The organism is Lentzea sp. HUAS12 (assembly GCF_024125735.1).
Lineage (GTDB): Bacteria > Actinomycetota > Actinomycetes > Mycobacteriales > Pseudonocardiaceae > Lentzea > Lentzea albida.
In genome coordinates this window covers 8,884,052-8,896,747 of the sequence record NZ_CP099738.1, presented here as the reverse complement: position 1 = coordinate 8,896,747, position 12,696 = coordinate 8,884,052, and the positions used below count along the sequence as shown (strand labels likewise).

At 69.6% G+C, this 12,696-nt stretch carries 14 protein-coding genes; 4 read left to right on the top strand and 10 right to left on the bottom strand.

Annotated features, from left to right (window positions below; translation table 11 throughout):
• Positions 1-4 precede the first annotated feature (4 nt).
• The 5 genes from ND450_RS41805 to ND450_RS41785 all read right to left on the bottom strand — a co-directional run bounded on the left by ND450_RS41805 (position 5) and on the right by ND450_RS41785 (position 3,999).
• Positions 5-385, bottom strand: coding sequence for a hypothetical protein (locus tag ND450_RS41805; RefSeq protein WP_253323520.1), 381 nt, complete (start codon positions 383-385; stop codon positions 5-7).
• 184 nt (positions 386-569) lie between these two features.
• Positions 570-1,061, bottom strand: coding sequence for a transcriptional regulator (locus ND450_RS41800; RefSeq protein WP_089917100.1), 492 nt, complete (start codon positions 1,059-1,061; stop codon positions 570-572).
• Between the two features lie 164 nt (positions 1,062-1,225).
• Positions 1,226-1,405 (bottom strand): hypothetical protein, encoded by a 180-nt coding sequence (locus ND450_RS41795; protein ID WP_177229788.1) that lies wholly within the window; start codon positions 1,403-1,405, stop codon positions 1,226-1,228.
• A 336-nt stretch (positions 1,406-1,741) separates the two neighbouring features.
• Positions 1,742-2,866, bottom strand: coding sequence for a CaiB/BaiF CoA-transferase family protein (locus tag ND450_RS41790; RefSeq protein ID WP_253323519.1), 1,125 nt, complete (start codon positions 2,864-2,866; stop codon positions 1,742-1,744).
• Positions 2,863-3,999, bottom strand: a complete 1,137-nt coding sequence (locus ND450_RS41785) for an acyl-CoA dehydrogenase family protein (RefSeq protein WP_253323518.1) — start codon at positions 3,997-3,999, stop codon at positions 2,863-2,865. The genes ND450_RS41790 and ND450_RS41785 overlap by 4 nt, the downstream gene beginning before the upstream one ends.
• A gap of 106 nt (positions 4,000-4,105) precedes the next feature.
• Between ND450_RS41785 and ND450_RS41780 the strand changes: the two genes are divergently transcribed.
• The 3 genes from ND450_RS41780 to ND450_RS41770 are packed head-to-tail and all read left to right on the top strand — an operon-like array spanning position 4,106 to position 7,832.
• Complete coding sequence (locus tag ND450_RS41780) at positions 4,106-4,540, top strand: GNAT family N-acetyltransferase (RefSeq protein ID WP_253323517.1); 435 nt, start codon at positions 4,106-4,108, stop codon at positions 4,538-4,540.
• Positions 4,541-4,595: 55 nt separating this feature from the next.
• Complete coding sequence (locus ND450_RS41775; protein WP_253323516.1) at positions 4,596-5,798, top strand: acetyl-CoA C-acetyltransferase; 1,203 nt, start codon at positions 4,596-4,598, stop codon at positions 5,796-5,798.
• 3 nt (positions 5,799-5,801) lie between these two features.
• On the top strand, positions 5,802-7,832 hold the full coding sequence (locus ND450_RS41770; RefSeq protein ID WP_253323515.1) for a 3-hydroxyacyl-CoA dehydrogenase NAD-binding domain-containing protein: 2,031 nt from the start codon (positions 5,802-5,804) through the stop codon (positions 7,830-7,832).
• Between the two features lie 12 nt (positions 7,833-7,844).
• On the opposite strand, the gene ND450_RS41765 is transcribed toward ND450_RS41770, so the two are convergent.
• Positions 7,845-8,795 (bottom strand): AraC family transcriptional regulator, encoded by a 951-nt coding sequence (locus ND450_RS41765; RefSeq protein WP_253323514.1) that lies wholly within the window; start codon positions 8,793-8,795, stop codon positions 7,845-7,847.
• 214 nt (positions 8,796-9,009) lie between these two features.
• Positions 9,010-9,546, bottom strand: coding sequence for a DM13 domain-containing protein (locus tag ND450_RS41760; RefSeq protein ID WP_253323513.1), 537 nt, complete (start codon positions 9,544-9,546; stop codon positions 9,010-9,012).
• A gap of 60 nt (positions 9,547-9,606) precedes the next feature.
• Between ND450_RS41760 and ND450_RS41755 the strand changes: the two genes are divergently transcribed.
• Positions 9,607-9,957: a hypothetical protein gene (locus ND450_RS41755; RefSeq protein ID WP_089917112.1), complete on the top strand. Its 351-nt coding sequence runs from the start codon at positions 9,607-9,609 to the stop codon at positions 9,955-9,957.
• Between the two features lie 122 nt (positions 9,958-10,079).
• Here the strand turns inward: ND450_RS41755 and ND450_RS41750 are convergent, their stop codons facing one another.
• The 3 genes from ND450_RS41750 to ND450_RS41740 all read right to left on the bottom strand — a co-directional run bounded on the left by ND450_RS41750 (position 10,080) and on the right by ND450_RS41740 (position 12,665).
• The gene (locus ND450_RS41750; protein WP_253323512.1) at positions 10,080-10,475 is read right to left on the bottom strand and encodes a hypothetical protein; all 396 of its coding nucleotides are present in this window, start codon (positions 10,473-10,475) and stop codon (positions 10,080-10,082) included.
• 63 nt (positions 10,476-10,538) lie between these two features.
• Complete coding sequence (locus tag ND450_RS41745) at positions 10,539-11,564, bottom strand: LacI family DNA-binding transcriptional regulator (protein WP_253323511.1); 1,026 nt, start codon at positions 11,562-11,564, stop codon at positions 10,539-10,541.
• Between the two features lie 78 nt (positions 11,565-11,642).
• Positions 11,643-12,665, bottom strand: a complete 1,023-nt coding sequence (locus ND450_RS41740) for a GNAT family N-acetyltransferase (RefSeq protein WP_253323510.1) — start codon at positions 12,663-12,665, stop codon at positions 11,643-11,645.
• Positions 12,666-12,696: the final 31 nt, after the last annotated feature.

Genomic DNA, 12,696 nt, shown 5'->3' with positions numbered 1-12,696 from the left:
TCGCTCAACGACCGTCCCGCGCGTTGAGGTCCGCGAGCATGCGGTTGTAGGCCGCGAGCTCCGCGTCCTCGTCGTCGTCGATGTGCTCGACAGGCGCGGGTTTGACGGCGACAACCGTACTTACCGGCTTCGGAGCAGGCGCAACCGGCTCGGGTGAGAGAGCCTCGTCACGGCGTTCGCGCGCGAGCCTGCGGAAGCGCCACACCATGAAGAGCGGGAAGAGGCCGAAGAGCGGCCACTGGAGCACGTAGCCGAGGTTCTGGAACGTGCCGCTGGCGGACTCGAAGCGCTGCCACTGCCAGTACGCGAGCCCGCAACAGACGACCAGCGCCGCCAGACAGGCGAACGCGATCAGCACACGTTGGGGAGTAAGGAGGCCGCGCACGACCTCCACACTACTTGGGTGAGGCCTCCGCGAAGAGGAGGCCACCCGTGAAGGGATGGAGTCCTTCGGGGGGTCCGGGGGCCGCCCCCGGCGAAAACACTCCGAAGTCGGCTTGGCGAGCGCGCTCCGCGAGCGCGCAACACCACCAACGCAGGGCTCCCGCCTCCGAGAGCCCGTTGCCGAACTACGCGACGCCGTCCCGGCGCTGCCTCTGCAGACGTGCGACGCACCAGGCCGCGGCGGAGCCACGGCGGAGGTGCTGGAGAACCGTCATCGGTCCCAGGCGCCTCCCGAGGTCGGCAGGCGTGAGGCCGGCCGCGCGGTAGTCGAGCGCGCGCTGGTCCAGCGGGCTGATGCCCGCGTCCCACCACTGCTCGGCCTCGGCGACGTCGCCCACCAGCTGCCAGTAGCTCGCCGCGGCGGCGAGCAGTGCCTCGGGTGCCTCCGGCGCCCGCTTGCGCATCGCGGCCACGTAGGCCGGATCCGCCGAGTCGACCTTGACCAAGCCACGCGACCCGCTCCTGCCTCCCCGCTGCACGGGGATGCCTGGCGCCGAGGGGGGAGCCTCCGCGAGCCACGCGTTCTTGATCCGGTTCACCTCCTGCATCTCTGCGTCATCAGACCGTTCAGCCGCCCACTGCTGCAACAGCTCGTGGACCCCGGAGTCCTCGACCATCAATGCCTCCTCGTCGGTCGGGGATCGGCCATTGCAGCGGAAGGTATTCGGTAGGTCTGACAATCGCCAGACCCTGAATCACCAGAACACCCGTTACCAGTGCGTGATTGGCCGCATTCCACCCGTCCGGCTCAACGCGGACGGCCGAAGATCACCGTCCGTCACTAGGCGAGAGGGGTGGCCGTCCCGAAGAGGCTCCTGACGAAGGTGATGATCGACTCCGCGCCCTGACGCAGCCAGCCGAGGACCTGCTGCACCGCCGAAGCGGACTGCTCGGGCTGGGTGATCAGGAGGAACAGCACCAGCGCGACGCCCGCCAGCACTAGCACCTTCTTGAGGTTCACAGGTACCTCTCCGTCCGTGTCGTCCACAGGTCGGGCGGCACGCCGCCCGTGTCACCCGTCATGGTCCCTCATTCACCCTTGCGATGAACAACGACCACGCCCAAGTCGACCCAGGATCCACCAGCGACGCACGCCTGCACGGCGGCCAATGTCACCCGAATGGCGGCTAAAGAGGGGCGTCAGCAGCGCCGATGTCCTGGGCACGAGGTGAACACGAAGACCCTCGCATCCCACACCTTGGAAGACGGACTGTTGCACCGGGCCTCACCCGGATGCCGAACGCGCCCCATCACGCACTGTCACGCCCTCGTGGCGCACTAAAAGCGCGCCCGGGCATTATCCAATTACTCCAGACCGCCGCAGTTCCATAATTCGGGCTTCCGACACACCCATGTCGGCAAGCACTTCCCCGGTGTTCGTCCCGGCCGGGACCGGAGGCGTCGGAACGGCCGCCGGAGTGCGGTCGAACCGGGGCGCCGGAGCCGGGTGCAGAGCACCGCCCACGTCCACGAAAGTGTGGCGGGCCGCGTTGTACGGGTGATCCGCCGCCTCGGCGGGGGTCAGCACCGGCGCCAGGCACGCGTCCGTGCCCTCCGCGAGCTCGGCCCACTCGTCCCGCGACCGCGTCTTCACCGCCGCCGCGATGCGTTCCCGCAGCTCGGGCCAGTTCGCCGGGTCGTTGCGCGAAGGAGCGTCCTGCAGGCCCAGCACCCGCACCAGGTCGGCGTAGAACTTCTCCTCCAGCGCGCCCACCGCCACGTACCGCCCGTCCGCGGCCTCGTAGACGTCGTAGAACGGCACTCCACCGTCGAGCATGTTCTCGCCGCGGCCACCGGACCACATGCCCGCGGAGCGCATCCCGTGCAGGAACGTCGTCAGCAACGCCGCCCCGTCGACCATCGCGGCGTCCACGACCTGGCCCCGCCCGGAACGTTCCCTTTCGTACAGCGCGGCCAGGACGCCGAGGGCCAGCAGCAGCCCTCCCCCGCCGAAGTCGCCCAGCAGGTTGATGGGGAACGACGGCGGCCCGCCGGCCCGTCCCAGGGGCTCGAGCGCGCCCGCGACGGCGATGTAGTTGATGTCGTGCCCGGCGCGGTCGGCCAGGGGCCCGTCCTGCCCCCAGCCGGTCATGCGCCCGTAGATGAGGCGCGGGTTGCGGGCGAGGCACTGCGCGGGGCCGATGCCCAGCCGTTCGGTGACGCCCGGCCGGAACCCCTCGATCAGCACGTCCGAGCGCTCGACCAGGCCCAGCACCAGCTCGGCGCCCTCGGGTCGGCGGGTGTCGATCGCGATCGAGCGCCGGCCGCGGGTGAGGAAGTCGCCGGGGACGGTCGAGCTGCTCCCCGGCTTGTGCACCTGGACCACGTCCGCGCCCAGGTCGGCCAGCACCATGGCGCCGAACGGCGCGGGCGCGAGCCCGGCCAGTTCGACGACCCGGAGTCCCGCCAGAGGGCCGCTCACAGGGACCTCGCGATGATTTCCTTCATGATCTCGTTCGTGCCGCCGTAGATCCGCTGGACGCGGGCGTCGGACCAGGCACGTGCGATCGGGTACTCGTTCATGTAGCCGTAGCCGCCGAAGAGCTGCACGCACTCGTCGACGACCCTGCTCAGCCGGTCGCTGGCCCACCACTTCGCCATCGCCGCGGTCGGCACGTCCAGTTCGCCGCGCAGGTGCTTCTCGACGCACTCGTCGATGAACGCCCTCGTCACGGACGCCTCGGTGGCGCACTCGGCGAGCTTGAAGCGGGTGTTCTGGAACTTGATCAGCTCCTTGCCGAACGCCTTGCGCTCCCTCACGTACTTCAGCGTGAGGTCGACGGCGGCCTCGATGCCCGCGATGCAGCAGACACCGATGATCAGACGCTCCTGCGGCAGCTGCTGCATGAGCTGGACGAACCCCTGGCCCTCCTGCCCGCCGAGGAGGTTCGCGGCGGGCACGCGGACGTCGTCGAAGAACAGCTCGGCGGTGTCCTGGCCCTTCATGCCGACCTTGTCGAGCACGCGGCCGCGGCGGATGTCGTTCTCCACGACGAGCAGCGAGATGCCGGTGGCGCCCTGCGCGGGGTCGGTCTTGGCGACGACGATGACGAGGTCCGCGAGCGCGCCGTTGGTGATGAAGGTCTTCGAGCCGTTGATGACGTACTCGTCGCCGTCCTTGAGAGCCTTCGTGCGGATGCCCTGGAGGTCGGAGCCGGCGCCGGGTTCGGTCATCGCGATCGCGCCGACGTACTCGCCGGACGCGAGCTTGGGCAGCCAGCGCCGCTTCTGCTCCTCCGTGCCGTAGGAGTTGAGGTAGTGGGCAACGATGCCGCTGTGGACGCTGTTGCCCCACGAGCTGTCGCCGGCGCGCGCCTGCTCCTCCAGCAGCACGGCCTCGTGCGCGAACGTGCCGCCACCGCCGCCGTACTCCTCGGGGATGCTCAGGCACAGCAGCCCGAGCTCGCCCGCCTTCGTCCAGAGGTCGCGGTCGACCTGCTTCTGCTCGGCGAAGCGTTCGGCGTTCGGCGTGACCTCCTTCTCGAAGAACGTGCGCGCGAGCTGGCGCAACTGGTCCAGGTCGCTGTCCATCCACCGCGATCGACGCTCTGCCATGCGGTCCACGAAACCACCGCGCGGTGATCCACACCATGACCGCCGCGCCAGGGCGTCACCCGAAAATCTGAGCGAAATTCCCACCCCGTCGTCCAGACTGGTCGGTATGCAGATCCATCAGGTCGCGCCGGACGAGTGGCGGCTGTGGCGGGACATCCGCCTGGAGGCCCTGTCGAGCGACCCCGAGGAGTTCGGGTCGACGCTGGCGGTCGAGCAGGAGTTCGACGACGCCGCGTGGCGGGAACGCGTGGCCGAGGGCCTCAAGGTCGTCGCGCTGGACGACGAGCCCGTCGCCCTGGTCGCGGCCACCGCGAAGCCGGAGGGGCTCTACCTCTACTCGATGTGGGTGCGGCCGTCGCACCGCGGGCGCGGACTCGGGGAAGGCCTGCTCAAGGCCGTTCTCGAGTGGGCGGCGGAGGAGGGCTGGAAGGTCGTGCGGCTGCGCGTGTGGGTAGACAACCTGCCCGCGCGCAGGCTCTACAAGCGGCTCGGGTTCGTCGAGACGGAGGATCCCGAGTACCTGCAGCTCGCGGTGAGCTAATCGGTCACCCTTCACGGTCATGGCCAGCTGCGGGGAGCGGGCCTAGCGTGGTGTCATGAGCGAAGCCTTGATCTTCGACGCGGTGCGCACGCCGCGCGGCAAGGGCAAGCGCGGGGCGCTGCACAGCGTCAAGCCCGTCGAGCTGGCCGCCGGTGTGCTGCGCGCGCTGTCCGAACGCAACTCCCTCGACACCTCCGCGGTGGACGACGTCGTGTTCGGCGTCGTGTCCCCGCTCGGCGAGCAGGGCGGGGACATCGCCCGCACGGCGCTGCTGGCCGCCGGGTGGGACCAGCGTCCCGCCGGTGTGCAGCTCAACCGGTTCTGCGCCTCGGGCCTCGAGTCCGTGAACCTCGCCGCGGCCAAGGTCGCGTCCGGGTTCGAGGACCTCGTGGTGGCGGGTGGCGTCGAGTCGATGTCGCGCGTGCCCATGGGCTCCGACGGCGGTGCGTGGGCGATCGACCCGCAGACGAACTTCGACCTCTCGTTCGTGCCGCAGGGCGTCTCGGCCGACCTGATCGCGACGCTCGAGGGCTTCTCCCGCACGGACGTCGACTCCTGGGCCGCCCGGTCGCACGCCCGCGCGTTCGAGGCGCAGAAGAACGGCTGGTTCGAGCGGTCCGTCGTCCCGGTCGTCGACCAGAACGGCACGGTGGTGCTCAAGGAGGACGAGACGATCCGTCCCGAGTCCACCGTGGAGTCCCTCGGCAGGCTCAAGCCGAGCTTCCAGTTCCACGGCGACCTCGGCTACGACACCGTCGCGATCGACCGCTACCCCACCGTCGAACGCATCAGCCACGTGCACACGCCGGGCAACTCGTCGCAGATCGTCGACGGCTCCGCCGCGATGCTGATCGGGTCCGCGGCGGCGGGCAAGGCGCTCGGCCTGACCCCGCGCGCCCGGATCGTCTCCGTGGCCGTCGTGGGCACCGAGCCGACGATCATGCTCACCGGACCGGCGCCGTCCGCGCGCAAGGCGCTCGACAAGGCGGGCCTCTCGGTCGAGGACATCGACCTGTTCGAGGTCAACGAGGCGTTCTCGTCGGTCGTGCTGAAGTTCCTGCGGGACATGGACATCCCCGAGGACAAGGTCAACGTCAACGGCGGCGCGATCGCGCTCGGCCACCCGCTCGGCGCCACCGGCTGCATGATCCTCGGCACGCTGCTCGACGAGCTGGAGCGCCGGGACCTGCGCCGGGGCCTCGCCACGCTGTGCGTGGGCGGCGGCATGGGTATCGCGACGATCATCGAGAGGGTCTGAGGCATGCCGTTCCACTACGACAAGGACGCGGACGGCATCGTCACCCTGACGATGGACATGTCCGGCTCAGCCAACGTCATGAACGACGAGTACCGCGACCTGATGGGCGACGCGGTCTCGAAGCTCGAGGGCGACGACATCACCGGCGTGGTGATCACGTCCGCCAAGAAGACGTTCTTCGCCGGTGGCGACCTGAACGTGCTGATCTCGATCACCCCGGAGAACGCCTCGCAGGCGCTCGACGGCGTCGAGGAGCTCAAGTCGCAGCTGCGGCGCCTGGAGAAGCTCGGCAAGCCGGTCGTGGCCGCCATCAACGGCACCGCGCTCGGCGGCGGGTTCGAGATCGCGCTCGCCTCGCACCACCGGATCCTGCTGAACGACGACAGCATCCGCGTCGGCCTGCCCGAGGCGACGCTCGGCCTGCTGCCCGGCGGCGGTGGCGTCACGCGCATGGTGCGGCTGCTCGGCGTGCAGAAGGCGTTGCCGTTGCTCATGGAGGGCAAGCAGCTGCGTCCGGAACGCGCGCTGCAGGCCGGGATCGTGCACCGGCTCGTGGACACGCGCGAGGAGCTGATCTCCGAGGCGATCGCGTGGATCAAGGCGAACCCGGCGCCGACGCAGCCGTGGGACGTGCAGGGCGCGGGCGTGCCGGACCTGAAGTTCGGCGACCCCAACAGCTATGGGCTCCTGGCCGCCGCTCCCGCCGTGCTGAGCAAGAAGACGCACGGCGTGTATCCGGCGCAGGAGAAGATCATGGCGACGGCGGTCGAGGGCGCCTTCGTCGACTTCGACACGGCGCTGAAGATCGAGGGCCGCTACTTCCTGGAACTGGCCTCCGGTCAGGTCTCCAAGAACATGATCACGGCGTTCTGGTTCAACCTGAACGAGGTCAACGGCCGCGCGTCCGCCACCGGCAAGCGCGTGACCAAGCTCGGCGTGCTGGGCGCGGGCATGATGGGCGCCGGAATCGCCGAGGTGTCCGCGAAGGCGGGCATCGAGGTGGTGCTGAAGGACGTCAGCCTCGAAGGCGCCCAGAAGGGCGCTCAGGGCCTGGAAGGCATCACGCCGACCGACTCGGACGACGACCTCGCGGGCTGCGACCTGATCATCGAGGCCGTGTTCGAGAACCGCGAGCTGAAGAACAAGGTCCTGCCCGCGGCCGAGGAGAAGGCGTTGCCGGACGCGGTGATCGCGTCCAACACCTCGACGCTGCCGATCACCGGCCTCGCGTCGGCCGTGGCCGCGCCGGAGCGGTTCATCGGCCTGCACTTCTTCTCGCCCGTGCCGAAGATGCGGCTCGTGGAGATCATCCGCGGCGAGAAGACGTCCGAGGAGACGCTCCAGCGCGCGCTGGACTACGTGCGGCAGATCGGGAAGACGCCGATCGTCGTCAACGACTCGCGCGGCTTCTACACCTCGCGGACGTTCGGCACGTACGTGATCGAGGCGATCACGATGCTGGCCGAGGGCGTGGCGCCGGCGTTGATCGAGAACGTCGCGAAGAAGTCCGGCATGGCCGTGGGCCCGCTGGCGGTGTCGGACGAGGTGACGCTGTCGCTGCAGCTGAAGATCCACGACCAGACGCTCGCCGACGACCCGACGCTCGTGTCGGAGAGCCCGGCCTACGACCTCATCCGCGAGCTGGTGTCGTTGGGGCGCAGCGGCAAGTCGACCGGCGCGGGCTTCTACGAGTACCCCTCGGACGGGTCGAAGAAGTTCCTGTGGCCCGAGCTCACCACCCGGTACGCGAAGGCCGACGCGGGTGTGTCCGAACAGGACGTGCGCGACCGGCTGCTGTTCGTGCAGTCGCTGGAGACCGTGCGGTGCCTGGACGAGGGCGTGCTGACGTCCGTGGCGGACGCGAACATCGGCTCGATCTTCGGGTTCGGGTTCGCGCCGTGGAGCGGTGGCACGCTGCAGTTCATCAACTCCTACGGCGTGCAGGCGTTCGTGGAGCGCGCGGACTACCTCGCGGACACGTACGGGGAGCGGTTCCGTCCCCCGGCCTCGCTGCGGGAGCGCGACAAGTTTTAGGCGCGACAGGTTCTAGGCGCGGTAGGAGCCCGGCGATGAGCCGGTCCACCGCTTGAAGGCACGGTGGAAGGCGCTCGCCTCGGAGAACCCGAGGCGCAGCGCCAACTCCTCCACCGACTCCCCGCCCCGCACGAGCGAGGCCACCGCCTGGTCGCGCAGCAGCTGCTCGCGCACCTCGCGGAACGACGTCCCCTCGGCGGCGAGCCTGCGCCGCAACGTCGGCGCCGACACTCCCAGCTGGGCCGCCACGGCCTCCAGTCCCGTCACGCCCCGCCCGAGCAACCGCCGCACGTGGCCCGCCGTGTCCGCGCCGTGGTCCCTGCGCGACAACAGCTCCGCCGGCGAGTGCCGCAGGAACCGCCGCAGTGCCGCCTCGTCCTGCACGACCGGCATGCGCAGGAACTTCGGGTCGAACGCGATCGTGGTGGCCGGCGCGTCGAAGCGCAGCGGGCAGCCGAAGATCAGGTGGTACTCGGCGGCGTGCGAGGGCTCCGGGTAGGCGAACTCGGCGCTCTGCAACGGAATGCGGCGGCCGATGAGCCACGACGAGAAGCGGTGCCACAGCACGAGGAGCGACTCCGTCAGGAAGTGGTCCGGGTCGCCGGGGATGTGCAACGTGAAGCGGCCGCCGCCGAGCGACAGCTCCAGGGGCTCGTCGAAGAGCGCGTAGAACGCGAGACCCCTCTTGAGCGCTGCTTCGAGGTCCGGGCAGTGCACGGAGAGCAGGCACATCATGGCGAACGTGCCGCGCTTGGACGGCCGCGGCCCGAAGCCCATGAACTCGTCGTCGAGGACTTCCCACAGCGTCTGGATGAACTTCGTGTACTGGGCGGGCGTGACGCGCGCCCGGTCGTCCGCGAGGAGGCTGGGCGGGATGCCGGCACCGTGCAGGACGGCGGACGGCTCCGGGCACGCGCGGAGCGCCGCGCGCACGTAGTGGATCGCCACCGTCCTGGAGTGCACGAACCACAGTAAACGCCACCGGCGGTGACGCGGCTCCGGGAGAGCAGGAGTCGCGTCACCGCCGCAGTGGGCCCATCCGGTGAGCCGTGCTCCTCGTCGACGGGGCTTCCGCACGCCCGTCGACAAGGGACGATGTGGTGTTGTTGACGTTAACGCTATGTGGTCTAGACCAGGAAAGTCAATACTGCGAAGAGCCCAGTCCGATGTGGATGTTTCAGGCTTGTTCCAGTGGCGCTACGGCGAAGCCGGCACTGAACCGCTGGCACCAGATCACCACGCTCCGAATGGCGGAGACGTCCACACCCGCGGGAATTTCGTACACCTGGTCGCCACGGTTCCCCTTCAACTTGCCGAGGCTGGTGAATCCCTCACCGAACTTTTTCTCCGGTGAGCTCGACGGGTGCGGCGAGAGGTAAACGTACAGGTCAGGGCCGTCGCTGGTGTCCAGCGAAGCGAACTGGACCGAATGCGCGCCGCCCGGCAGCGAGATCAGGCTCGCCTTACCGGTGGTCGCGTGCTCAAGCGACCGCCACTGCCCCATCGCCACCTCCTTCGCCGTTTCGACAGGCGGCTCGGCGGACGTCTCGGCGGCCGCGGAGGTACTCGTCGACACGGGAGCGGGAGGCACGAGCAAGGCGTCGTGCGTTTCGCGAACCGTGAGCAGCCGCCACGGCTGGAACAGGTACAGCCCCACCCCGAGCGCGACGACCAGGAGAACTGAGACGGGGATCAGAAATCGACGACTGCGCATACGGAAAATAGTGGCGCAAACCGGACCGAAAAGAGCTTACGGAGTTGTTAGGGTGCCGCCGTGGCGACACAGGCGAGGATCGGCCAGGCCGTGCTCGGCGTCCTGATGGTCGGCTGCGCGCTGACGGGCCTCTTCCCGAGACCGGTCCCACTCCTCTTCGCCATCGCCGCGGTGGGCACGGCCAACGCCGCGTTCCCCGCCATGCGCACGTTCGGCTCCGCCCTGCTCGGCGGCGTGGCGGCCGCCTCCATCGCCCTCTCCTCGGTTCCGTTCGTCACCTGCTCGTCGGAACGCTTCACCGAGGTGTTCACCTGCTCGGGTGACGCTCCGACGTGGCACCTGACCGGAACCGTGCTGGTGGCAGGCCTTTCCGGGGCCAGTCTGGTGCTCGCCCGGATCACAGTTCAGTGACGGCGATCACTCAACCGGGGCCATCAGGGAGCCGATAAGGCATTCAGTCGAGCGTTCTCCCGCAACCGGTCCACCCGGTACTGTGCCGAGAGCGTGATCGACCGACTTCACACCGTGAGCATCTAGAGGAGGACCGCTGTGCGCGCACTGTGGGCCGCAGGTGGTTCCGCTGTGCTCGGGTCAGCGTTGCTCGGCGTGCTGGTGGGCATGGCGTTCCACGGAGCGGCAGGTGAGGACCCGCTGAGCAGAACACCCGCTTCCAGCTGGATCACGTCGCCTTCCAGCACCGCACCGAGCACAACGGAGAGCTCGACCCCGAGCAGCAGCGCGCCGTCGAGCTCGAGCCCGACCCCGAGCACGCAGCAGAGCCCGAAGAAGACCACCCCGCCCCCGGCGGCGACGAACCCCGACCAGCAGCCGACGACCACGCAGGCACCCACGACGACGGCAGCGCCGTCCTCGTCGGGGTGGCCGTGCAGCCCCCTGAACCCGTTGCCACCGCCCACCTGCAAGAACATGGGCGGCTGACACGTCTCGGCCCCCGCCGGGCTGTGCCGGGCGGGGGCCGATCCGCAGGTCTGTCAGGCGGACTCGCGCCGCACCAGCACCGTGGGCAGCATCTGCTGCTTGCGCTTCACGGTCTCGTCCCGCAGCAGCTTCATCAGGTGCTCGACCATGTGGGCGACCTGCTCGTCGGAGTCCTGCCGAACGGAGGTCAACGGCGGCGAGGTGTGTTCCGCTATCGCCACGTGGTCGTCGAACCCGACCACGGCGACGTCCTGCGGCACCCGCTTCCCGGCCTCCTGCAACGTCTCGAGCGCCCCCGCGGCCATCAGGTCGGAGGCCACGAACACGGCGTCGAGGTTCGGGATCTTGTTCAGCAGGACGGACATGGCCTTGCGCCCGCCCTCGCGCGTGAAGCCGCCGTCCTCGACGAACCGCGCGACTCCCTTGTCGTCCAACGACAGGGCGGACTTGAAGCCGTTCAGGCGGTCTATGGCCGACAGCTCGTCCAGCGGGCCGGAAACGTGAACGATCTTCTTGCGGCCGAGCGACTTCAGGTGCTCGGTGGCGAGGATCGCGCCGCCCTCGTTGTCGTTGTCCACGAGGTGCATGCCGCGCAACGAGCCCCACGGCTTGCCGGCGTACACGACCGGGAGCGGCAGCTTCTTCACGATCGAGACCAGCTCGTCGTTGCGATGCGGCGCGAAGACCAGGGCGCCGTCGACGTGGCCGCCTGCGAGGAAGCGGTGTGCGCGCGCCTGGTCGTCCGGCGAGTGCACGAGCATGAGCACCATCTGCACGTCGACGTCCGCGAGAGCGCGCGCTCCCGCACGGATCAGGCGGGCGAAGTGCGGGTCATCGAAGATCTTGGGTTCCGGCTCGGAGAAGAGCACGGCGACGGCGCCGGTGCGGCGGGTGACCAACGCCCGCGCGGCGCGGTTCGGCTGGTAGCCCAGCGCCGACACGGCCGCGTTGACCGCCTCCAGCGCTTCCGGGCTCACGCGCGGTGACGCGTTCAGCACTCGTGACGCCGTGGCGCGGGAAACCCCTGCCCTCGCGGCAACGTCTTCCAACGTCGGACGCGCGTGGTTGGACACGAGCACCACCACTCCTCGATGAAAACCTTTGAGTCGCTAAGCAGCTTAGCCCCAAGCGATCTCCGAGGAGGGTTTCCGCGCTGTTCATCGTGTTTTTTCGGCTATGACCCCAGCACCCTGCGCCCTCACACCGGTCGCACCAGGCGTGATCGAAACGCGGAGAAGACCGTCCTCACGGCGTGTCGTGGCGGGGAGACCGGCGCGGCCGGCGGTCCGGACGAGCGCCGACTCCGAGGGCAGGCACCACGCGACGAGCTCGGAGAAACCGGCGGCGCGGGCGTCCGCGGCCAGTGCGCTCAGCAGTGCCGTTCCGACGCCACGGCGTTGCCAGGCGTCCTCGACCAGCAGCGAGATCTCGGCGCACTCCGGTGTTCCGGTGTGGATGAGTTGCCCGAGGGCCACGACGTGGTCACCGGCCTGCGCGAGGACGGTGGTGCCGCGCGGCGGGTTGAGCAGGCGGTGCACCCAGCGGCGGGGCAGCGCGCGCATGCCGGAGTGGTAGCGGTTGAACAGGGTCTTCATCGAACAGCGGGAGTGCAGGCCCGAGACGAGGTCCTCGTCGGAGGCGGAGCCGGGGCGCAGGACGAGAGCCGCGCCGTCGTCGAGGACGGTCGCGCGCATCGTGGGCGCGGGGGCGTCGACGAGGTCGAGCAACGCCTGCGCGCGCGTGAGTTCCACCTCCGTGAACCGGGCCCAGCCGCGCCGGGCGGCCCACTCTCCCAACTGGACCTGGCCGTCCGCGGCCTCCCCCGCGGTCACCGAGTCCGCGGCGAGCACCTGGCGGAGCGCCTCCGCCGTCCGCGACGGGTCGGCCAGCGCGATCCGGGCCGCTCGCAGCGCCGCCGTCGGTTCGTCCACCAGTTCCTTCAGGTCCGCGGTGGTGATCCCGACGCGTTTGCCGCCCTCGGACCGCACGGCGTCGACGAGGTCCGCGGGCAGCACGCCCTCACCGGCGCGCACCACGATCTCGTCCAGCACACCGCCGGGCACGGGGATCACGTGCAACGCGAGGACGTTGCAGTCTGCTGCGGCCAGCCGGACGGTGACGCGGGCGAGCGCGCCGGGGCTGTCGCTGAGTTCGAAGCGCAAGCGCCAGGTCGTCGTCATGACGTCAAGAGTTCATGGAACTTGTTGCCGC

Coding starts and splice junctions, on each gene's coding strand:
- ND450_RS41800 (WP_089917100.1), bottom strand. CDS start 1,061: ATGGTCGAGGACTCCGGGGTCCACGAGCTGTTGCAGCAGTGGGCGGCT.
- ND450_RS41785 (WP_253323518.1), bottom strand. CDS start 3,999: ATGGCAGAGCGTCGATCGCGGTGGATGGACAGCGACCTGGACCAGTTG.
- ND450_RS41780 (WP_253323517.1), top strand. CDS start 4,106: ATGCAGATCCATCAGGTCGCGCCGGACGAGTGGCGGCTGTGGCGGGAC.
- ND450_RS41775 (WP_253323516.1), top strand. CDS start 4,596: ATGAGCGAAGCCTTGATCTTCGACGCGGTGCGCACGCCGCGCGGCAAG.
- ND450_RS41770 (WP_253323515.1), top strand. CDS start 5,802: ATGCCGTTCCACTACGACAAGGACGCGGACGGCATCGTCACCCTGACG.
- ND450_RS41760 (WP_253323513.1), bottom strand. CDS start 9,546: ATGCGCAGTCGTCGATTTCTGATCCCCGTCTCAGTTCTCCTGGTCGTC.
- ND450_RS41750 (WP_253323512.1), bottom strand. CDS start 10,475: ATGTTCTTGCAGGTGGGCGGTGGCAACGGGTTCAGGGGGCTGCACGGC.
- ND450_RS41740 (WP_253323510.1), bottom strand. CDS start 12,665: ATGACGACGACCTGGCGCTTGCGCTTCGAACTCAGCGACAGCCCCGGC.